Source organism: Sphingomonas sp. SL1004, assembly GCF_057815015.1.
Genome location: NZ_JBYMUX010000001.1, coordinates 2,467,123 through 2,487,969, shown reverse-complemented (window position 1 = coordinate 2,487,969; position 20,847 = coordinate 2,467,123). Strand labels below are relative to the sequence as shown.

At 68.0% G+C, this 20,847-nt stretch carries 16 protein-coding genes; 6 read left to right on the top strand and 10 right to left on the bottom strand.

The window, feature by feature from the left end; all coding sequences use genetic code 11:
- The first annotated feature begins 9 nt into the window (after positions 1-9).
- The 6 genes from AC3D24_RS11240 (at position 10) to mdoH (ending at position 7,140) form a co-directional block, all read left to right on the top strand.
- Positions 10-1,386, top strand: coding sequence for an FAD/NAD(P)-binding protein (locus AC3D24_RS11240; RefSeq protein WP_489030662.1), 1,377 nt, complete (start codon positions 10-12; stop codon positions 1,384-1,386).
- Positions 1,383-2,504, top strand: a complete 1,122-nt coding sequence (gene nhaA / locus AC3D24_RS11235; RefSeq protein WP_489030660.1) for a Na+/H+ antiporter NhaA — start codon at positions 1,383-1,385, stop codon at positions 2,502-2,504. The genes AC3D24_RS11240 and nhaA overlap by 4 nt, the downstream gene beginning before the upstream one ends.
- Positions 2,505-2,546: 42 nt before the next feature.
- A complete protein-coding gene (locus AC3D24_RS11230) occupies positions 2,547-3,236 on the top strand; it encodes a response regulator transcription factor (protein ID WP_489030658.1) in 690 nt (229 codons plus the stop codon).
- A gap of 272 nt (positions 3,237-3,508) precedes the next feature.
- Positions 3,509-3,754: a hypothetical protein gene (locus AC3D24_RS11225; RefSeq protein WP_489030656.1), complete on the top strand. Its 246-nt coding sequence runs from the start codon at positions 3,509-3,511 to the stop codon at positions 3,752-3,754.
- An 87-nt stretch (positions 3,755-3,841) separates the two neighbouring features.
- Positions 3,842-5,335 carry an OpgD/OpgG family glucan biosynthesis protein gene (locus AC3D24_RS11220; protein WP_489030654.1) on the top strand — a complete coding sequence of 498 codons (1,494 nt, stop codon included), beginning with the start codon at positions 3,842-3,844 and terminating at the stop codon, positions 5,333-5,335.
- Positions 5,335-7,140 (top strand): glucans biosynthesis glucosyltransferase MdoH, encoded by a 1,806-nt coding sequence (gene mdoH / locus AC3D24_RS11215; protein ID WP_489030652.1) that lies wholly within the window; start codon positions 5,335-5,337, stop codon positions 7,138-7,140. Before AC3D24_RS11220 ends, mdoH begins: the two co-directional genes overlap by 1 nt.
- A gap of 24 nt (positions 7,141-7,164) precedes the next feature.
- Here mdoH and AC3D24_RS11210 read toward each other — a convergent pair whose 3' ends face one another.
- From AC3D24_RS11210 to mprF, 10 genes are all read right to left on the bottom strand, one after another.
- A complete protein-coding gene (locus AC3D24_RS11210) occupies positions 7,165-8,667 on the bottom strand; it encodes a DHA2 family efflux MFS transporter permease subunit (RefSeq protein WP_489030650.1) in 1,503 nt (500 codons plus the stop codon).
- Positions 8,664-10,052 (bottom strand): efflux transporter outer membrane subunit, encoded by a 1,389-nt coding sequence (locus AC3D24_RS11205; protein WP_489033130.1) that lies wholly within the window; start codon positions 10,050-10,052, stop codon positions 8,664-8,666. The genes AC3D24_RS11210 and AC3D24_RS11205 overlap by 4 nt, the downstream gene beginning before the upstream one ends.
- 257 nt (positions 10,053-10,309) lie before the next feature.
- A complete protein-coding gene (locus tag AC3D24_RS11200; protein ID WP_489030649.1) occupies positions 10,310-11,209 on the bottom strand; it encodes an HlyD family secretion protein in 900 nt (299 codons plus the stop codon).
- The gene (locus tag AC3D24_RS11195) at positions 11,206-11,412 is read right to left on the bottom strand and encodes a DUF1656 domain-containing protein (RefSeq protein ID WP_353465542.1); all 207 of its coding nucleotides are present in this window, start codon (positions 11,410-11,412) and stop codon (positions 11,206-11,208) included. The genes AC3D24_RS11200 and AC3D24_RS11195 overlap by 4 nt, the downstream gene beginning before the upstream one ends.
- The gene (locus AC3D24_RS11190) at positions 11,409-13,463 is read right to left on the bottom strand and encodes an FUSC family protein (RefSeq protein WP_489030647.1); all 2,055 of its coding nucleotides are present in this window, start codon (positions 13,461-13,463) and stop codon (positions 11,409-11,411) included. The genes AC3D24_RS11195 and AC3D24_RS11190 overlap by 4 nt, the downstream gene beginning before the upstream one ends.
- Positions 13,460-13,912: a MarR family winged helix-turn-helix transcriptional regulator gene (locus AC3D24_RS11185; RefSeq protein ID WP_489030646.1), complete on the bottom strand. Its 453-nt coding sequence runs from the start codon at positions 13,910-13,912 to the stop codon at positions 13,460-13,462. The genes AC3D24_RS11190 and AC3D24_RS11185 overlap by 4 nt, the downstream gene beginning before the upstream one ends.
- A gap of 212 nt (positions 13,913-14,124) precedes the next feature.
- Complete coding sequence (locus AC3D24_RS11180; RefSeq protein ID WP_489030644.1) at positions 14,125-14,931, bottom strand: TOBE domain-containing protein; 807 nt, start codon at positions 14,929-14,931, stop codon at positions 14,125-14,127.
- 13 nt (positions 14,932-14,944) lie between these two features.
- On the bottom strand, positions 14,945-17,416 hold the full coding sequence (locus AC3D24_RS11175) for a TonB-dependent receptor (RefSeq protein ID WP_489030642.1): 2,472 nt from the start codon (positions 17,414-17,416) through the stop codon (positions 14,945-14,947).
- 210 nt (positions 17,417-17,626) lie between these two features.
- Complete coding sequence (locus AC3D24_RS11170) at positions 17,627-18,286, bottom strand: nucleoside/nucleotide kinase family protein (RefSeq protein ID WP_489030640.1); 660 nt, start codon at positions 18,284-18,286, stop codon at positions 17,627-17,629.
- Positions 18,287-18,305: 19 nt separating this feature from the next.
- Positions 18,306-20,846 carry a bifunctional lysylphosphatidylglycerol flippase/synthetase MprF gene (gene mprF, locus AC3D24_RS11165; protein ID WP_489030639.1) on the bottom strand — a complete coding sequence of 847 codons (2,541 nt, stop codon included), beginning with the start codon at positions 20,844-20,846 and terminating at the stop codon, positions 18,306-18,308.
- Between the last annotated feature and the right edge of the window lies 1 nt (position 20,847).

The window sequence follows — 20,847 nt, the reverse complement described above, 5'->3', positions numbered from 1 at the left end:
AGAGCAACGATGCCGCGGATCGCGGGGCCCGAGGATCATGTCGTGGTCGTCGGCGGCGGGTTTTCGGGCGCGCTGTTCGCGGTCAACCTAATGCGCCACGAGGGGCCCCGCGTGACGCTGATCGAGCGCCGCGATCGGCAGCTCGCACGGGGCGTCGCCTATAGCGCGGCGCATCCCGATCACCTGCTCAACGTCCGGGCAGGCAACATGAGTGCGTTGCCCGACGATCCCGATCATTTCGTCCGCTGGCTCGAGGCGCACGGCAAGGGCGACCGCAAGACCTTCGTCCCGCGCACGACCTACGGCGCGTATCTGCGCGAACTGCTAGATGCGGCGATCGCGGACTCGAACGGCCGGCTGGTGCATGTCGAGGGCGAGGTCTGCGCGATCGAGCCGGTCGAAGGCGATGGCGTGACGCTGACGATGGCGGACGGGCGCAAGATCGCCGCCAATACCGCGGTGCTCGCGCTCGGCAATCTGCCGCCGCACACCCCGCCGGGGTTGAAGCCCGAGGCCTTGCCGGCTGGCGTGTATTGCGCGGACCCATGGGCGGCCGACCTCGCCGAGGGGTTGGGCGCGGACGATACCGTCGTGCTGGTCGGAACCGGGCTGACCGCGATCGACGCGGCGCTGTTGCTCGATGCTCAGGGGTTTGCTGGCCACATCCTTGCTACCTCCCGGCGTGGGCTATCGCCGCGGCGGCATGTCGATGGTGCGCCTGCGCACCGCGGGGTTTCGGACAAGCCGCAGGGCGGGCTGACCGACCTCGTCCGTCACGTTCGTGCGCGGACCGAAGAGGGCGGCTGGCGGGCTGCGGTCGACGAACTTCGCCCCGTTACGCAGATGCTTTGGGCGGCGGCTTCGCAGGAATTACGGGGGCGTTTCCTGCGGCATCTGCGGCCCTATTGGGACGTCCATCGCCACCGCGTCGCGCCGGCCGTCGCCGACCGCGTCGAGGCGCTCGTCGCGAGCGGACGGTTGACCTTTGCGGCGGGCAAGATCGTGTCCGCAGAGGCAGATGGAACGCACGCCAACCTGACGTGGCGACCGCGCGGCGCCACCGAACCCGTCGTCACGCACGCCGCTCGGATCGTCAATTGCACCGGGCCGCAGGGCGATCTGTTGCGATCGGAGGAGCCGCTCGTGAAGCACCTGCTCGCGGCTGGTGCGATCCGGCCCGATCCGCTCAGGCTCGGCGTCGACGTCGATGCGCAGTCGCGGGTGATCCGGGTCGGCGGCACGCCCGACGACCGCATCCACTGCATCGGCCCGATGACCCGCGGCGGGCTGTGGGAGGTGGTCGCGGTGCCCGATATCCGCGTCCAGAGCTGGGACCTCGCGCGCCGCCTGTCCAACGCACAATGGGTCGGCGGCGAAGGGCTGTGACCGCGGTCCGGCGCTTTTTCGCGGGCGATGCGGCGGGCGCCATCGTGCTGCTCGCCGCGACGATCGCGGCGCTGCTGGTCGCCAACTCGCCGCTCGCGCCGACCTATTTCGCGACGCTGCACCACGCCGTCGGCGGGATGAGCGTCCATCGCTGGATCGACGACGGTGCGATGGCGCTGTTCTTCCTGCTGATCGGGCTGGAGGTGAAGAGCGAGTTCGTCTCGGGGCATCTCTCGACCTGGGGGGAGCGCATCCTGCCCGGTGCGGCGGCGCTCGCGGGGATGGTGGTGCCGGCGTGCCTCTATCTGCTCGTCAACATGGGCACGCCCGCCAATCTGCGCGGCTGGGCGATCCCGGCGGCGACCGACATCGCGTTCGCGCTCGGCATTCTCGCCTTGCTCGGGTCGCGCGTGCCGACTTCGTTGAAGGTACTGCTGACGGCGATCGCGGTGATCGACGATTTGCTCGCGATCCTCGTGATCGCGGTGTTCTACACCGGCCATATCGCGCTGTTGCCGTTGCTCGGCGCGGGCGTGGGGCTGGGCGTGCTCGTGATCCTGAACCTGTCGGGCGTGCGGTCGCTGTTGCCATATCTGCTGATCGGTGTCGGAATCTGGTACGGCGTCCTGCTGTCGGGCGTGCATGCGACGCTCGCCGGCGTGGCGGTCGCGTTGACGATACCGCTGCGCACGGGGGACGGTCAGCCGCCGCTGAAACGTCTCGAACACGCGCTCCAGCCCTGGTCGAGTTTCCTGATCGTGCCGGCGTTCGGGTTCGCCAATGCGGGGATCGCGTTCGGCGGGATGGTGGCGGCGGACGTGATCGCGCCGCTGCCGGTCGGGATCATGCTCGGGCTGTTCCTCGGCAAGCAGATCGGCATCTTCGCGACGATCCGCGGGCTCGTGACGTTCCGGCTGGCCGAGGCACCGAGGGACGCGAGCTGGGCGCAGGTTTACGGCATGGCGGTGCTGTGCGGGATCGGTTTCACGATGAGTTTGTTCATCGGCGGGCTTGCGTTCGCGGACGCGCCGCACGCGCTGGATTCGGTCAAGATCGGCGTGTTCGCGGGCTCGATCCTGTCGGGCCTCGCCGGCTGGATCCTGCTGCGGCGGGCCTGACCGAGTCTTGCCATCCGCCGTGCTTTGGCCGAAGCGAGCGGCATGACTGGCCCGACCGTGCTCGTCGTCGATGACGAACTCCACATCCGACGGCTGCTTCGCAATACGCTCGAACGCGTCGGCTATGCGGTCGAGGAGGCGGTCGACGCGCGTGAGGCGCTGCGGATCGCGGCAAGCCGGCCGCTGACCGCCGTGCTGCTCGACCTGGGGTTGCCCGACCGCGACGGGTTGGAACTGGTGCCGCTGCTGAAGAAGCTCGGCGATCCGATCATCCTCGTCGTGTCCGCGCGCGAGGCGACCGACCAGAAGGTCGCCGCGCTCGATCTCGGCGCTGAGGATTACGTGACAAAACCGTTCGATACCGAGGAGCTGCTCGCGCGGCTTCGGGTCGCGTTGCGGGGGCGCGGCGAGGCGACGTCTCGGCCGACGGTCTTGCGCGCGCACGGTGTGGAGATCGACTTCGAACACCGCCTCGTCCGCCGCGGGAACGATGAGGCGCATCTGACGCGGAAGGAGTTCGACGTGTTGTCGGCGCTGGCGGCGCATCCGGGGCGGGTGGTGACGCACCAGCGGATATTGGAGGCGGCATGGCCGACTGATCACGACCGCCGGATCGAATATCTGCGCATCGTGGTGCGCAACCTGCGACAGAAGCTGGAGGGGACGGGGGGCGTCGGCACGGTGATCGCGAACGAACTCGGGATTGGATACCGGCTGCTCGTCGACGCTTGAGCTGAGAAAGCTTGTTTCCGCGCGAAGGCGGGATCCAGACTGGGCTCCCGCCTTTGCGGGAGAACAACGAAGCGATTGGTTCGCTCGTTATCCTGCGCAACCAGCCGTCACCCCACCGAATGCTGGGGGTCTCCCCGCTACATAGGTCGCCCCTGCCGCGCGAGGTCCCGGCTTTCGCCGGGATGACGGGGTTGCGCACTACGCGAACACTATGGCTCCCCCCTGAAACCAGTCTCGAATGCTTATGCGATTAGCGATAGCTGATGCGTCGCATGACCGACGCCCGCCGACTCCGCACCGACCTCAGCCTCCGCGCGAGCGGCGTCCTGTCGCTCGCGATCGCGACCACCGCGATCCACACGCTCGCCCGTCTCCACCCACCAACCGGCGCGCTCGCGTTCTTCCTGGCCGCGATCGGTTTCCTTTGCGCGAGTGGCGGCACGATGCTGGTGATCGTCGGCCCCCACATCCACGACCGCATCCAGATCAGCGCCCGCTGGCGACGCGTAGCGCGATAGGGCGCGCCCTCGGCGGGACCTGTCGACGCGCGTGGACCAAGTCACTATGCTACCGCGTTGCAGCATGATGACGAAGGAGCGCTCTGCATGATCGGTCGACGCGAAGTAATGACCGCGCTGGGTCTGTTGGGTGTCCTCCCGCAGGCTGCCGCAGCGATGCGCGCAGCACCCGGCAAGGCCGAGCCGTTTTCGTGGGAAGCGCTTCAGCAACGCGCCGCGACGCTTGCCACCAAGCCATACGCAGCCCCCGCCAAAGTCGCCGCGGCTGCCGCGATCGATTACGACAAGGTCGGCAGCATTCGCTTTCGCGCCGACAAGACGCTGGCGGGCGGTATCCGTCTGTTCCCGCTCGGCCGCTATGCGCCGATGCCGGTCGCGATCAACGTCATGGAGGGCGGGCTGGCGCATCGCATCGACTTCTCGCGCGATTTGTTCGAGGCGGAGGAAGGCCATGCCGCCGCGCTGGGCATTGCCGGTTTCCGGGCGATGGCGCCGGGCGGGACCAGCGACTGGATGGCGTTCCAGGGCGCCTCCTATTTTCGCACCGCCGGGTCGCAGGACCAATACGGCCTGTCCGCGCGCGGACTGGCGATCAACACCGGGCTCCCCGGGCGCGAGGAATTTCCCGACTTCACCGAATTCTGGATCGAGCGGACCGGCACCGACGCCTACACGATCTACGCGCTGATGGACGGCGCGAGCGTCACCGGCGCGTACCGCTTCCAGTCGCGGCATGTCGCGGGCGCGGGCGTCGAACAGCAGGTCTCGTCGGTCCTGAACATCCGCCGCGACATCGAACGGCTCGGCGTCGCACCCGCTACCAGCATGTTCTGGTACGGCGAAGGCAACCGCGCGGCTGCTGTCGATTGGCGCCCCGAGATCCACGATTCGGACGGCCTCGCGCTGCTCACCGGTGCCGGCGAGCGCATTTGGCGCCCGCTCAACAATCCGCCGCACGATACGTTGGACAGTTTCGCGGATCAGGCGCCGAAGGGCTTCGGGCTGATCCAGCGCGACCGCAATTTCGATCATTATCAGGACGACGGCGCGTTCTACGATCGCCGGCCGAACCTGTGGGTCCAGCCGCAGGGCGACTGGGGCAAGGGCGCGGTGATGCTTTATGCGTTCCCGACCAACAGCGAGACGGTGGATAACGTCGTCTCGTTCTGGACGCCGGCCGCGCCGGCAAAGGCCGGCCAGCGGTTGCAGTTCGATTACGCGCTATCGTGGAAATCAAGCGATCCGACCGCGGTCGCCGCGACCGCGCATGTCGTCGATTGCTGGCAGGGCGTGGCTGGCCGACCGGGCGCGGAGCCGGTCAAGGGCGCACGAAAGCTCGTGGTCGATTTCATTGGCGACGGTCTTGCCGGACTCGACCGGCAGAGCGGCGTGACCGCTAAGATCGACGTCGTCCGCGGCAAGGTGCTCGCCAACGCGGCCTATCCGGTCGTCGGCCAGAAGAACCGCTGGCGCGTGACCGCCGACATTGCCCCCGATGCACAAGGGCCTGCCGACGTCAGGCTGTTCCTCACGCGCGGCGGTCGCGCGCTCAGCGAAACCGTCCTGACGCCGATCTTCTGATGGCCGTGCTTCCCATGATGCCCGGCGAATCGCCGATCGAGATGCAGCCGCAGCGTTTCGACGGGCCACCGCCGCGTTGGTCCGCGCCCGAGCCCGGCCCGGGGAGGGTCGTTTCGAACGACGATATGCTCGCGCGCCGGATCATCCTGATCTTGATGACCGGCCTGCTCGCCACCGCGGCATCGTCCGCGGTGCAGGAATCGCTGCTCGCCGACGGGATGAGCCTGTGGGACGCGGTGTTGCTGGCGTTGTTCTTCCCGTTGTTCGCGTGGATCGCGTTCGGCTTCATGAACGCGGCGATCGGCTTCGTACTGCTGATGACCGGCGGGCATCCGGGGTTCGTTCCGACGCCGCGCCAGTCCGAACCGCTCGAGGGTCGCACCGCGATCCTGATGCCGGTCCACAACGAAGACATCGATGCGGTGTTCGAGCGGATCGCGTGGATGGCGCGCGCGATCGCCGCGGGCGGCGTCGCCGACCGGTTCGATATCTTCATCCTGAGCGACTCCGGCGAAGCGGCGGAGGCGGCCGAGGTCGCGGCATGGCAGGCACTCGCCCCAAGCCTCGATTGCGCGCTCTATTATCGTCGTCGCACCGAGAATGTCGGGCGCAAGCCGGGCAACGTGGCGGAGTGGATCCGGCGGTTCGGCGGCGGCTATCGCTACATGCTGATGCTCGACGCGGACAGTTTGATGGGCGGCAACACGATCATCGGCATGGCGCAGGTGCTCGAACGCCGGCCTGCGGTGGCGCTGCTTCAGACCGTGCCCGCGGTGATCAACGGCGTGACGTTCTTCCAGCGCTGGATGCAGTTCGCGAGCCGGTTGTACGGCCCGATCTCCACCGCTGGCCTCGTCTGGTGGTCGGGTTCGGAAGCGACCTTCTGGGGTCACAACGCGCTGATCCGGATCGAGGCGTTCGCGAGCAGTTGCGGCTTGCCCGACCTGCCCGGCCGCGCGCCGTTCGGCGGTGTCATCATGAGTCACGACATGGTCGAGGCGGCGCTGCTGCGGCGGCGCGGTTGGCGCGTCCACATGTTGATGACCGAGGAGACGTTCGAGGAATATCCGCCGACCTTGATCGACGCGGCGGTGCGCGACCGGCGCTGGGCGCAGGGGAATATCCAGCACCTGAGCCTGCTGACCTCGTCGGGGTTCCACTGGGTCAGCCGCCTGCAACTGCTGATGGGTGCGTCGGCGTTCATCACCTCGCCGGTGTGGCTGTTGATGATCGCGACGAGCGTGGTGCAGGCGCTGCTCGGCGAGCGCAATATCGTCGAGGCGCAGACCTCGTTGCAGGTGCTGATGGTCACGCTGCTGCTGCTGTTCGGGCCCAAGCTGTTGAGCGTGATCTGGGCGTTCTCGAACGCGGAGCGGCGTGCGGGGTTTGGCGGGCGGCGCGGGATCGTGCGGTCGGTGCTGATCGACGTGCCGTTCTCGATGCTGTCGGCGCCGGTGATCGCGTTGACGCAGACGATCGATCTCGCGGGGATATTGATGGGGCGGAAGTCGGGTTGGGCGCCGCAGAACCGCGACGCGCATGAGTTGTCGCTGGCGGACGTGATGCCGCGCTATCGCTGGCATGTCGGGGTGGGGGTGGCGCTGTTGGCGGTGACGCCGTTCGCGCCGATCACCGCGGCGTGGCTCGCCCCGGTGACGCTGGGGTTGTTGCTCAGCCCGTTCCTGACGATGCTGACGGCGAGCGAGAAGGCGGGGGAGTGGGCGACCGGCCACGGGATGTTCGTCGAGCCGGGCGAGCATGTGTCGGTGTTGTCGCGGCCGTCTTTGCCAGCGCATAGCGGCTGAAGATCCTCCCGTGGCAGGGGAGGATCACGCTGCCCGGTGGCCGCTCAGTTCCGCGCCGGCATTCACCGCGAACCGGCGGTTCCAGATCGTCGCGGACGCGGACACCGCTGTGACCACCAGGAAAGCCAGCGTGAAGTCCGCCAGCGCCGGCCTAGTCGCGCCCGTGCCGAGCATCCCGACATGCAGCGACGCAGCCCCCACGCAGATGCCGAGCGACAGCATCAGCTGCTGGAACGTCGCGTAGAAGCTGGTCGCGCTGCTCATCCGTGACGACGGGATCTCGTCATAGGCGATCGTGTTGTACGCCGAGAACTGGAACGACATGAAGAAGCCCGAGATCATCAGCACGCCGAAGATCGCCGGGATCGGCCAGTCGGGGCGGAAGAGGCCGGCGACCGCATAGCCCGAGCTGGCGCAGAGGCCTCCCACGATCAGGCTGTTGCGGAACCCGAAGCGGCGCAGCACGCGCGGCGCGAGGCTTTTCATCGCCAGCGAGCCGATCGCACCGGCGATCGTGATCGCGCCGCTTGCCGCCGCGGTCATGCCGAAGCCCAATTGGAGCATCATCGGCAGCAGGAATGGCTGCGCACCCTGCGTGATGCGGGTCAGTGATCCGCCGATCACCGACAGGCGGAAGGTCGGGATCCGCATCAGCGACAGATCGAGGATCGGGTCGCTGCGATGTTTCGCGTGGCGGATATAGGCGACGCCGGCGATCAGCCCGACGACGATCAGGACGATGGCACGTGTCAATTCGCCGGTCCGGCTGGTCATCTCGAACCCGAACAGCAGGCAGCCGAGCGACACACCGGACAGGATGAAGCCGGGGACGTCGAAACGCGCCGGTTTGTCCTCGCGGACCTCGCCGATGAAGCGCGTCACCAGCACCACGCCGAGCAGGCCGATCGGGACGTTGAGGTAGAAGATCCAGCGCCAGTCGAGATAGGTGACGATCGCGCCGCCGACCGGGGGGCCGAGGATCGGGCCGATCAGCGCGGGCATGATCAGCCACGACATCGCCTGGACCATGTCCTCCTTGGCGACGCTGCGCAGCAGGACGAGGCGGCCGATCGGGATCATCATCGCGCCGCCGAGCCCCTGCAGGAAGCGCGCGCCCATCATGAACGGCAGGCTGGTCGCCTGGCCGCAGAGCATCGATCCGCCGACGAAAATGAGGATCGCCGCGCGGAAGATCGTGCGCGAGCCGAACCGGTCCGCGAGCCGTCCGCTCGCCGGGATGAAGATCGCCAGCGCCAGCAAATATGAGGTCAGCGCCGAACTCATGCTGGTCGCCGGCACGCCGAAATCGCGCGCCATCGTCGGCAGCGCGGTGGCGAGCACGGTCGAGTCCATCTGCTCCATGAACAACGCGCAGGCGATGATCAGCGCGGTGACGCGGTAGTTGCTCGGCGTATGCGGTAACGCGTCCGGGTCCTTGGCGACGCGCGCGATGGTGTCGGCGGCGGGCATGATGCCGTCGCGGATCTCGCTATTGATCGACGCCAGCCCGCGTCTGCGGAGCCTCACGTCTGCCAACCCCCGCCGAGCGCCTTGAAGACGTCGACCTGGCGATCGACCAGCAGCGCGTCGGATGTCGCGAGGTTCGCCTGCGCGGTCGTCAGCGCGGCCTGCGCGGTCAGCAGCGAGAGGAAGTCGGTGCGGCCGAAGCGGTAGAGCGTGCCGGCCTGATCCGCGGCGCGCGCGGCGCTGGACTGCGCACGGCGGAGCGCGGCGTTGCGGTCGCCTTCGCGGGCATAGGCGGAGAGCGCGGTTTCGGTCTGGCGGAGGGCCTCGAGCGTGGTCGAATCGAACTGGGCGAGCGCCTGGTCCGCCGTCGCGCCGGCCTGGGCGATCTGCGCGCGGACGACGACGCGGTTGGGGAAGCTCCAGCTAATAAGCGGGCCGAGCCCGAGATGGAATGCATTGCCCGAGCCGAGCGACGATACCGGTCCGGTGAACCCGGCCGAGCCGCCGAGGCTGACCTGTGGATAGAGGTTGGCGGTGGCCACGCCGATCCGCGCGGTCGCGGCGGCAAGCGTGCGTTCGGCGCCGCGGATGTCGGGGCGGCGGCGGATCAGCGCACTGCCGTCGCCGATCGGGAGCGGGCGGGTGAGGGTCGGTGGCTTGGCGCAGGTCGCGACGTCTTGCGGATAGTCCGCGGGGGCGCGGCCCATCAGCGTGGCGAGGCGGTACAGCGCGGCGGTGCGGGTCGCGACCTGCGCGGGGATCAGCGCCTCGCTCTGGTCGACCGCGGTGCGGGCGCGCGTCACGTCGAACGCGGTGCCACGGCCGCCGCGTTGCAACCGCTGCGTCACGGTGAGAGTCTGGCGTTGTAGCGCGAGTACGCGGTTGTTCGCGGCGAGCACCATGTTGGCGGTGCACGCGGCGGCATAGCTGCGCGCGGTTTCGGCAGCGACCGTCACGCGGACATTATCGCGTGCGGCGGCGACCGCCTCGGCATCGCCCTGCGCGGCTTCGATCCCGCGGCGGATGCGGCCGGAGAGGTCGAGCGGATAGGCCAGCGTGATGCCGAGGTTGTAGTCGAGCGTGCCGGGGAGGTTGCCGCCGGTCGTATAGGGCCGGTCGAGCGAGGTGCCGCCGCCGAGCACGGTCGACAGCGTGCGGCCCGCGGCGACTTCGGCGACGACCGCATCGGCGCGGCGCAGGTTCGCGTCGGCGGCGCGCAGGTCCGTGTTGGCGGCGAGCGCTTCGGTGACGAAGCCGTCGAGGCGGGGGTCGCCGTAGAGTTGCCACCAATGGTCGGGGAGCGGGGTGTCGACGAACGCCTTCTCGTTGCCGCTGTCGAACTTGCCTTGGGCCGCGGGCATGTTCACCGCCGCGCGATCGGGTAGGGCGTAGTTCGGGCCTGCGGTGGTGCAGGCGGCGAGGGCCAGCGCGACTGCACCAATCAGTACCCGGGGCGCTTTCGACGATATGCCACAAGCAACCACGGCATGCCGGCTTAGGCTGTGGACTGCATCCCCACATCTTCCTCCCCGGCGGAGGCCGGGGTCCAGTTGGGCATCGTTGCCAACGAACAGCTGCGCTTCGTCACGACGACCTTGCCATCTGGGCCCCGGCCTCCGCCGGGGAGGCGTATCGGTATGGGGGGGGCGGGTGACAAACCCGATCGGGCTCAGGACGCAATCGTGGATGCCAGGTTCGCGCTTCATGTCGTGGCCCCCGGCTGGACTCGCGGCTCGACCGTCACCGTCGCGGTGCGACCGACGATCAGCTGCGTCCCCTTCGGCACCTGGGTCAGCTTCACCCGCACCGGAATGCGCTGCGCCAGCCGCACCCAGTTGAAGGTCGGGTTCACATTGGGCAGCAGGTTCGTCGTATTCGTCCGCTCGCTGTCGTTGATCCCCGCGGCGATGCTGTCGACGCGGCCGTGCAGCGCCTGCGGCTCGCCCATCAGGTGGACGATCACCGGGTCGCCGAGGTGGATGCTGCCGAGCTTGGTCTCTTCGAAATAGCCTTCGACGCGGAGCGAGTCGGTGTCGACCAGCGCCATCGCCTGCGCGCCGGTCGCGATGTAATCGCCGGGGTGGAGATCGAGGTTGGTGACGATCCCGTGTACCGTCGCGCGCACGGTCGTGCGGGCAAGGTTCAGCGCGGCAGTCGAGCGGGCGCTCTGGGCCTGTGCGAGGGCCGCGGACGCCGTGGCGACGCGCGCGACGTTCTGCTCGTGCGTTTCCTTCGCCACCAGATCGCCTAGCGCCAAGTCGCGCTGCGCTTCACGGCGCGCCTGCAACAGCGTCGCGCGCGCACTCGCGATCGAGGCGTCCGACTGCGCCAGGGTCAGTTCGAAGCGCGGGCGATCGACCACGAACAGGATGTCGCCGGGCTTCACCGCCTGGTTGTCGTGCACCGCGACCTGCGTGACGAGGCCGGCGACATCGGGCGTCACGCGGACGATATCGGCACGGATATGCCCGTCGCGCGTCCACGGGTCCGTCTCGTACCGCTTCCACAGCCACAGCGCGACCAGCACCGCGAGCGCGACGATGAGAATCGTGACGGCGGAACGGCCGAGCGGGGCGAACAAGGATTTCAGGCGGGTATTCATGCGGAAGGTCCGGTCAGCAGGGCGAGCAGCCCGAGGATGAGGAAGAACAGCGCGAGATCGACGAGCGGTCGATACGTCACCGCGCGATAAAATCCGGCGAACGCGAGCAGCCGCGTGGCGATGCCCGTGAGGATGACGGCGGCGACCGCGAGCAGGAGGATGCTCGGCAGGTACACGCCGCCGATCGAGATTTCACCGGTCATGCGACCACTCCAGAGATGGGTCCATATGCCGGCGCCGAGGGGAACAGATTGCGGCGGAGCGAGGTCAGCGCGAGTACGCCGGTACGGTGACGATCAGGCGTGCTCCTCGCGAAACCAGCCATCGCCGCATCGATCCCGGCAAGCAGGTCTGGTTCGGGCGGCGCCGGTTCGTTAGGCCTGAGCGCGCGGTAATGCGCACCGATGCCCTTCAGCACCGGCGTGATCATCATCGCCTCGTCGGTCGTCCCGTCCAGCCGCATCTGCCGCAATTCCCCGACCGACACGCCGACGCGCAGATCGGTCAGCGCATCGAGCAGCGGCTTGCCTGGGTCCTTGCCCTGAAGCGCCAGGCGCGGCGCGAGCAGGCCGATCCGGTCGAGCATCCGCGCGACCCATGCCTGCGCATCGGGGCGACCGGGCGCGTCGGCACGCTGCGCCAGTTCACGCCAGCCTGCGCGGATCAGTCGTCGCGCGCTGGTGTCCGCGCCGATCGTCTGGAACAGCCCGACGGTCACGACCGCGAACAACGTGCCGATCAACTGCGAGATGCCGCCGTTGAGGAACGTGTCGAAACCGCCGCCATAGCGGTCGTTCAATCCGACAGTGTTTAGCCCACCGAGGAGCGCGCCGAGCGTTACCAGCATCGTCCCTGGTCGAGCGAGGAACACGCCGCCGATCAGCATCGGTGGTGCGAGTACGGCGGCCAGCGTCACGAAATCTGTCACCCGCGGCAGGATCGCAAAGGCGTATATCGCCGATACCAAAAGGCCGAGGATGGTACCGTAGAAGAACGCCATGATCGCGGGCGCCGGATCGTCGCTGCTGCCGAACAGCGCGCAGCACACGCCTGCGATCAGCACCGCGCCCGCGCCGTCCGCCCAGCCGGTGCCGATCCAGAACGTGCAGCCAAGCAGGATCGTCGCGATCGTCCCCGCCGCGGCGCGCAGCGCGATGCCGCGATCGCGGTGCAGCGGTCGCTTGGCGGTACGCGCGAGCAGCCGGGCGACCGCAGGCGTGACGGGCGTGCGCGACGGCGACCGCATCTGATCGCGCAGGTCGCGGGCGTTGCGGTGCGCGTCGACCAGTTCCGCAAGCCGCGCGAGCAGGCTCAACCGCAGCGCGTCGCGCCAAATCAGCGCGTCGTCGACCGACGGCTCCAGCGCGCGGGCGCGGGCGATCAGCGCGTCGGCGGTCTGGCCCCGTTCGGCCAACGGCAGCGGATCGCGCAGCCATTCGCGGACGTCCTCGATCAGCGCACGCGCCTCGGGCCTGGGCGCGTCGGCACCACGCAACAACTCGACGATCCGGTCGTCGACCGCGCTTGCCAAGGGCAGCAGCATCGACAGCTCGGCCTGAAGCGCGCGCAGCGTCCGCACCCGCGGCAGCAGGCGGGCGGTATCGAAGGGCAGGTGGATCGAGAGCTGGTGAAGCTCGTTGATGTCCAGCGCCAGCCGCCGCCGATCGCGGTCGAGCGCCGCATCCGACGCGCCGGCGAGTGAATCCCGCGACCAGCGCTCGGCATCGGCCAGGATCGCATCGATCCTTGCCAGCAACGTCGCGGTTACCGTCTGCGGAAACACGAACCCGTGGATCAGGCTCCCGCACAGGATCCCGATCGTGATCTCCTGCACGCGCAACGCCGCGGTCGTAAAGATCGCGGCGGGTGCGGTCACCGACGGGAAGCCGATGATGCTCGCCGTATAGCCCGCCAGCAGGAACAGGTACGCGCGCGGCGTCCGGTCGAGCAGCGAAATATAGAGGCACAGGCCGAGCCACAGCGCGAGACCGATCGACAGCAACTCGGGCGAATTGACCAGGTTGGGCACCAGCACGACCGCGGCGATCGCGCCCAGCACGGTGCCGGCAACGCGGAACACCGCTTTCGACAGCACCGCGCCCGCCAGCGGCTGCGCGACGATGTACGACGTCGTCACCGCCCAATAGGGACGCGTCAGGCCGATCCGCAGCGCGATATAGTAGGCGAGCAGCGCCGCGATCAGGCATTTGACCGAGAAGAGCGCTTCCTTGGCGCCGAATTTCGCGAGGATCATCGCGTGTGATCCGCCGCGAACCGTGCGCCGAGCCGTTCGGCGACACGCAGCGCAGTGGCGAGGTCATCGTCGGACACGTCGTCGAGCATTCCTGCACGCAAGCTCGCGAATTTTGCCTCGATCGTCGTGACGAGCGCGCGGCCGTGATCGGTCAGGCGGATGCGGCTGACGCGCGCGTCCGCGGGGTCGCGGCGACGCTCGACGAGACCCGCGGCCGACATCTGGTCGATCGAGCGGACCAATGAGGCCTGCGTCACGTCGAGTTCGCTCGCAAGATCGGTCTGGCGGACGTCGTCGCCGAGCCGCCCGACCTGCACGAGTGCCCATCCGGTCGACGCCGACACGTTCATGTCGCTGAGCGCACGATCCGCCGCCCGTCGCCACATTCTGGCGAGCGGCAGGAGGGTGCGAGCGTAGGACGACTCGAGGACGCGACGGGGAGAAGTCATTAGCGTGCTAAGTAATGATGTTTACTTATGCTGCAATGCGGAATCGGTTTATGACGGAAAAGTTAGGATGGGTTCCGGGCGGGTAAGCACCGCCTCGGCGGAGGCCGGGGCCCAGTTGGCAAGGCCGAGGTAACAGAGGGCAGTGGGAAGTGGTGACGTCTCCCAACTGGGCCCCGGCCTCCGCCGGGGTGGTGCCGCTCAACGGAAAGGTGTTACTCCACCGCCAGGATCACATGGCTGGCCTTGATCAAGGCCAGCGCGCGCGTCCCCACCTGCAGGTCGAGCGCTTCCGCACTCTCCCTGGTCAACGTCGCGGTCAGCGTCTTGCCGAGCGTCAGTTCCAGCGTCACTTCGCTGGAGATCGCGCCATCCTCGCGCGCGATCACTGTCCCCGCCAGCGTGTTGCGTGCCGAAGTCCGCAAACTCTCGTCGCCGCGCGCGAGAATCACGAAGCTCGACTTGATCAGCGCCAGCGCGGTCGCGCCCGGCACCAGTCTCAGATCCTCGGCGCTGCCACGGGTAATCGTCGCGACGATCTCCACGCCGTCGGCAACCGCCAGCGTCACCTCGGCGTCAATCGTCCCCGGCGTCACCCGCGACACGGTGCCGCGCAGCACGTTGCGTGCGCTCGTCTTCATCCCGATTCCCCATAGCAATGGCTTCAACGACAGCCCGTTCGACACGCTCGCCTCGATCCGCGCCATCGCGCTGGCGAGTTCGGCTTCGGCGACCGCATAGCCGTCGAGCACCGCAATCCCCGCCTCGGTGATCGGGCTCGCGCCGCCGTCCTTGCCGCCCGCGGCGGGGAGCACGAGCGGGCGGTCGAACAGATTGTTCATCACCTGCACCGCATCCCACGCCGCCTTGTAGCTGAGCCCGACGACCTTGGCCGCGCTGGTGATCGAGCCGCCGTCGCGGATCGCGCGGAGCAGCGCGATCCGGTCGGCGCCGACGCGGCCGGTCTGGTCCTTGGCGAGCAGGATCGTGGCGTGGAGGGCGGGGTCCGGCGGCAGCGTCATCCCCGCCTCATACTCACTGCTTGATGCGGAACGTAAGCCCGATCGTGCGCGGGTCGCTCGGCGTGGCGAGGATCAGGCCGGAATTGCCCGCCTGGATCGTCACGTTCTGGATGTAGTCCTTGTCGAGCAGGTTGCGCGAGAACACGGCGAGTTCCCAGCCTTCCTTCGAGCGGAAGCCGATGCTGCCGTTGACGATCGTATAGCCGTTGATCACCGTGAACGCCGAGCCCGAGGGATCGCCGAACTGGCGGGTGCGCGTATTCGAATCGACATGGACGAAGCCGCTGCCGATGTCCGCGATCGGCTGGTTGTAATCGGCGCCGAGCGTGTACGACCAGCGCGGCAGGCTCGACAGGCGCTGGCCGGACAGGTCGCAGAACGCGGCGGTGTTGAAGATCCGCTCGATCGGGCAGGGCGCCGCCGGGTAGGAATTGAACTTGCCGTCGGCATAGGCGACGCTGCCGCGCAGCGACAGGTTGCGCGTCACGAGCGCGGTCGCGTCCGCCTCGAAGCCGCGGACCGTTACCTTCGGGATGTTGGCGAGATAGGTGCGCAGTGCGGCGGCGGCGCGCGTGTCGGTGACGTTGGTCTGGAAGTCGGTGACGCGCGTATAATAGCCATCGACGTTGAAGATGAGACGATTGTCGAACAGCTGCGTCTTCAAGCCGACTTCGTACGCGGTATTCTTCTCCGGGCGGACGACCGCGGTGCCGATCGCGGGCAGGTTCTGGTCGTTCAGAGGCAGGCCGGACATGTTGATCCCGCCCGACTTCTCGCCGCGCGCGTAGCTGGCATAGGCGAGGATGCCATCGGTCGCCTGATAGGCGATGTTGGCGCGGCCGGTCAGCGCACCGTCCTTGTCGCTGGCGGCGTAGTTCTGGCCGCGCAGGATCGACAGCTTGGCGGCATTGAGCGCGGCGTTGGTGGTCTGGAGGCCGCCGAAGGTGAAGGTGTCGTACGTGCCCTCCTTCTCCTCATAGGTGTAGCGCAGGCCGCCAGTCAGCGTCAGGCGATCGACCGGCTTCCAGTTCACTTCGCCGAATGCGGCATAGCTGTCCGAGCGGAAATCGGTGCGGCCGTCGGTGCCGTAGCCGTCGAGCAGGTTGCTCGGCACAGCGGTTGCGGGCAGTGCCGGGCTGCCGGCGGGAACCGGCGTCGGGGTGGTCGTACCGATCAGGTAGCGGGCGGCGGCGGGGCCGTAGATCGAGATCGGTCGGCCGATCACGCGCTGGCGGAAGAAGTAGAGCCCGCCGACATAGCTCAATTTGTGGTCACCGTTCGAGGCGAGGCGGAGTTCCTGGCTATACTGGTCCTGGCGCGACGGGATGTGCTGTTCGATCTGGATCGGGATGCTGGTGTAGTCGCGGTCGTTCGCCGCATCCCAGTTCCAGAACCGCCAGGCGCTGACCGAGGTGAGCGTCGCTGCCCCGAGGTTCCAGTCGGCGATCACGCCGACGCCGCCTTCGTTGGTATCGACGCCGAGCGCGGCGTCGATGTCGGTCTTGCGATCGTACGGATTGGTGCTGGGCGGTGCATAGCCGAACTGCGCTGCGAGGCCGGTCGGGCCGCCGAACTGGCGCGTCGCGGTGCGGAATACAGCGCCGCTGGCACCGCTCGTCGGGCGGGTGGCGACGTTGTAATAGACCTGCGTGCAGCAGTTGCTCTGGAAGTTGGTGAAGTCGGCGCTGACCTTCACCTGGAACACTTCCGAAGGCCGGAACAGCAATTGCCCGCGGATCGCCTGGTTGCCGATCCCGTTCTGGTCGCGGCCGGTGACGACGTTGTCGATCACGCCGTCGCGGCGCGTGCTGACCACCGACACGCGACCCGCCAGCGTGTCGCCGATGATTGGGCCCGAGACGGCGCCCTTCACCTGGAGGAAATTATAGCTCGCATAGCTGATCTCGGCCTCGCCTTCGGTTGTGAAGGTCGGAGCTCGCGTGGTGATGTTGATCGCGCCGGCGGTCGAGTTCTTGCCGAACAGCGTGCCCTGGGGGCCACGGAGCACTTCGACCTGCTCGATGTCGCTGAAGTCGAACGCGGCGGTCGCGGGGCGTGCGTGATAGACCTGGTCGACATAAAAGCCGACGCCGGGCTCGAGCCCGTCATTCGCCTGGCTGACCGCGACGACGCTGCTGCCGAGACCGCGGATCGTGAACGCGGTGTTGCGCGGGTTGGCCGAGCTGTAGTTCAGCGCGGGGACGAGCTGCGAGAGCTGCTGCGTGTTCACGGTGTACGACCGGTCGAGCAGGGCGCCACCGACGACCGACAGCGAGCCCGGGATCTTCTGCACGTTTTCCGCGCGGCGGCGGGCGGTGACGATGACTTCCATCGAGGTGTCCGGGTCGGCGCCAGGCTGTGCAACGCTGCCCTCGGTGCGGGTCTGTTCCGGATTGGCGGCGCTGGTCTGCGCGTCTGCCATCATCGGCAGGCATGTCGTCGCCAGCAGCACGGCACTCAGCCGCGCGAAATCATGTCCCCGCATTGTCGTCACCCCTTCGTTATATAGTCGCGCTACATAACGAGAAGTTTTGAAACGAATAGAGGGATTTGTGACACGCGCGCACGCGCAACCGCATTACCACCCCGGCGAAGGCCGGGGCCCAATTGGGGCACGACGCTTGGCGGGCGTCGGATGTCGTTACTGTGACCTTCCCAATTGGGCCCCGGCCTTCGCCGGGGTGGTCCAGCGGCGTCAGCCGAGGAGGGCGACGATCTCCGCTGCGATCTCTGCGGGCAAGCGCGACGCGCCATCAGTTACCGTCGAAACGGTGGCCCAGCGCCCGAGCAAACCTGCCTCCGCCATCGCCGCATAATTCGTCCGGACCCGGTCCTGCAGCCCGGTATCCGCCTCATAGGCGTCGAACGCATCGTCGGTGTAGGACCGCTTGCGCTTCTTCAGGATCAGCCCGCGGGCGATTGCGGCGGGGGTGTCGAGATACACCGACAGGTCGGGCTTCGGCAGCGCGAACGAGCCCGTTTCCAGGTCGGCGATCCATGCCATCATCGCGTCGGCTTCGTCCGCGGGCACCTGCGCGGCCTGATACGCCATGTTCGACGCGATATAGCGATCGAACACCACTACCTCGTTCGCCGCCATCGTCGCCAGCAGGTGATCCCGCGATTCCATCCGGTCGAGCGCGTAAAGAACTGCCGCAGCCTTCGGCGACGTGCCACGCGGCAAGGTCCCCGCCAGCATCGCGCCCAGCGCCCAGCCACCGACCGTTTCCGTATAGCGCGGGAACGACACGACGTCGGCGGTGCGGCCGGCGGCGCGCAACTGCTCGACCACCAATGCCGAGGCGGTGGCCTTGCCCGCGCCGTCGGCGCCTTCGATTGCCAGGAGGAAACTCATGGAGCCGCCCTAGCAAGCCTTACCGACTCACCAAAGCCTGCAAATCGATCAGCCCGCGCAGCAGCGAGGTGCCGCCCGGCGAGGCGATGTAGCGCGGCGTCCAGTTCGGGCGGAACTTCTCCTTGTACGCGCGCAGGCCGGCGAACCCGTAGAAGCGCTCGCCGTGGCGGAACAGGAACGCCGCCACCTTCGACCAGGTCGGCGACAGTCGCCGCGCCTCGATCCCCGACAGCGGCGCCATTCCCAGCGAGAAATTGCGATAGCCGTGCTCGTGCCCCCACAGCATCAGCCGCGTGAACAGGAAGTCCATGCCGCCCTGTGGCATGTCCTCGGCATGGCGCATCAAGTCAACCGACAGCTCCTGCTTGTTCGGCGTGCCCCAGACGTTGGCGAACGCGACGATCCTGCCCTCGATCCGCACTACCGCGCAGTCGAACTTCGCCATGTATCCCGGCTCGAACCGACCGACGCTGAAGCTCTTTTCGGCATGATCCTTGTCGGCGAGCCACCAGTCGGAGATCGCCTGCAGTTCGGGGATGATCGCGAGCATGTTGGCGGCGGGAACGACCGTGAATTCTGCGCCAGCACGCTCGGCGACGCGGCTCGCCTTGCGCACGCTGCGCATGTCGGGCGTGTCGAGCGTGAAGCGGTCGAGCTCGACGGTCGCCTCTTCGCCGTATTTGACCAGCTTCAAGCCCATCTCGATCGCGATCGGCACGATCCTGAGGCTGATCTGGTACAGCATCAGCCGGCCCTGCGCGGCGTCGGCGCGCGCGCGGATCGCCCAGAGGAGTTCGGACCAAGCCTCGCTCGGCCCGACTGGATCGCCGATCACGATCCAGCTCGCGCCCTTCACCTGGTACATCAGGAACGCATCGCCACTGTCCGACACCAGGAAGCGCTTGTCGCCGGTGAAGGCGAGCATCGCGTCGGTGCGATCGGCATGCGCGAGCGCGGCAGTGGCTACGTCGTCGGGCAGCGTGTCGTGGACCATCGGGACGGGCGCCGCCGCGAACAGCCGCCAGATCGCCGCACCGATCAGCAACAGCCCGACTGCGAGACTGGTGCGCAGGAAGCGCGAGGCGTTGGCGTTGGTCTCGAACTGCCACCACAGGTCGCTCGAATAGCCGACCCGGCGGTACGCGAAGAAGCCGATCAGCACCGACAGGCCGATGGCGGCACCGACCCCGACCAGCCATTCGGGCGACAGCGGCTCGGCGGTCAGCCGCGTCCGCCGATAGAACGCCGCCCGCGTCCACTGCAACGCGGCGGCGGTAAGCAGCAGGATCGTCGCTTCCTCGTAATCGAGGCCCTTGGCGATCGACAGCAGCGCGCCGGCGACGAGCAACGTCCGCGCCGCCCAGAACGCCCCGTCGAGCCGCCGGTACAGCCCCAGCGCGACCAGCAGCAGCATGACGCCGACGAGGCTCGCCGCGACATGCGCCATCTCGCTGATCGGCAGCGGCAGGATCGTCGCCAGCGCGTCCATGCGACCGGGCGCGGCGGGCAGCGCGCCCGATACCAGCAGCATCGCACCGCTCATGAACACCAGCACGCCGAGCAGGAGCGGCGCGAGGGGAAGCGCGATCGTGAGTGGGCCGGACCCGCGCCCTCGCCCCTTGTTCCGCCATTGTCGTCCCTCGTGGAACGCCATCAGCACCGCCGCCAGGATCAGCGGCGCGACGTAATAGATGATGCGATACGCCAACAAAGCGGCCAGGATCGTCGCATTGTCCTGCGGCATCGTCGCGATGATCACCGCCTCAAATACGCCGAGCCCGCCCGGCACATGGCTGATCAGCGCGACGACGATCGCGACCGCATAACCGAGGAACAGCACCGGATAGAGCTCGGGCGAGGCGTTCGGCAGCAGCACGAACAGCGCCGCACTCGCCGCCGCCAGGTCGACGGTCGAGACCAGCACGAGCGCCAGCGCCTGCCGCCAGTTCGGCAACGGCAATCGCCAGCCGAACACCGCGAGCGACCCGCCACGCCGATAGCGCAGCACGATCCCGACCATCGCCAGAGGGATCGTGCTGCCGATGCACCGCTCCAGCAGCGGCGGCATCGTCCACTTGACGATCGGCAGCATTCCCGGATGGATCGCCATCGACAGGCACGCGACGGTGATCACCCCCGCCCAGAACGTGACGCCCGCGATGAGCACGACGCGGGCGACGGCGGCTTCGTCGAGCCCGGCGCGGCTGTAGACGCGGTACCGCGCGGAGCCGCCGGTCAGCATCGCGAGACCGAGATTGTGGCTGATCGTATAGCTGGTGAACGACGCCACCGCCGCGGTGCGCCACCGCAAGGGATGGCCGATCACCTGCAAAGCGATGGAATCGTAGAAGGTCAGCGCGATGTAACTGACCACGGTCAGCCCGATCGACACCGACAGCTGCGGCCAGCCAAGTGCGGAGAACGCCGCGCGCACTTCGGACAGCCGGATCTCCGCGGTCAGCTTGTGGATCGCCGCGAAGCCGAGCACCGCCACGACCAGCACCGCCAGCGCGATCAGCATCCCCTGGCGGTGCGCGATCCAGTCGCGTATCCTCGACATG

What these genes read in the sequence shown, in the direction of transcription:
- AC3D24_RS11240 (WP_489030662.1), top strand. Translation starts at nt 10, where the DNA reads ATGCCGCGGATCGCGGGGCCCGAGGATCATGTCGTGGTCGTCGGCGGC.
- AC3D24_RS11230 (WP_489030658.1), top strand. Translation starts at nt 2,547, where the DNA reads ATGACTGGCCCGACCGTGCTCGTCGTCGATGACGAACTCCACATCCGA.
- AC3D24_RS11225 (WP_489030656.1), top strand. Translation starts at nt 3,509, where the DNA reads ATGACCGACGCCCGCCGACTCCGCACCGACCTCAGCCTCCGCGCGAGC.
- AC3D24_RS11220 (WP_489030654.1), top strand. Translation starts at nt 3,842, where the DNA reads ATGATCGGTCGACGCGAAGTAATGACCGCGCTGGGTCTGTTGGGTGTC.
- mdoH (WP_489030652.1), top strand. Translation starts at nt 5,335, where the DNA reads ATGGCCGTGCTTCCCATGATGCCCGGCGAATCGCCGATCGAGATGCAG.
- AC3D24_RS11200 (WP_489030649.1), bottom strand. Translation starts at nt 11,209, where the DNA reads ATGAATACCCGCCTGAAATCCTTGTTCGCCCCGCTCGGCCGTTCCGCC.
- AC3D24_RS11195 (WP_353465542.1), bottom strand. Translation starts at nt 11,412, where the DNA reads ATGACCGGTGAAATCTCGATCGGCGGCGTGTACCTGCCGAGCATCCTC.
- AC3D24_RS11190 (WP_489030647.1), bottom strand. Translation starts at nt 13,463, where the DNA reads ATGATCCTCGCGAAATTCGGCGCCAAGGAAGCGCTCTTCTCGGTCAAA.
- AC3D24_RS11185 (WP_489030646.1), bottom strand. Translation starts at nt 13,912, where the DNA reads ATGACTTCTCCCCGTCGCGTCCTCGAGTCGTCCTACGCTCGCACCCTC.
- AC3D24_RS11180 (WP_489030644.1), bottom strand. Translation starts at nt 14,931, where the DNA reads ATGACGCTGCCGCCGGACCCCGCCCTCCACGCCACGATCCTGCTCGCC.
- AC3D24_RS11175 (WP_489030642.1), bottom strand. Translation starts at nt 17,416, where the DNA reads ATGCGGGGACATGATTTCGCGCGGCTGAGTGCCGTGCTGCTGGCGACG.
- AC3D24_RS11170 (WP_489030640.1), bottom strand. Translation starts at nt 18,286, where the DNA reads ATGAGTTTCCTCCTGGCAATCGAAGGCGCCGACGGCGCGGGCAAGGCC.
- mprF (WP_489030639.1), bottom strand. Translation starts at nt 20,846, where the DNA reads ATGTCGAGGATACGCGACTGGATCGCGCACCGCCAGGGGATGCTGATC.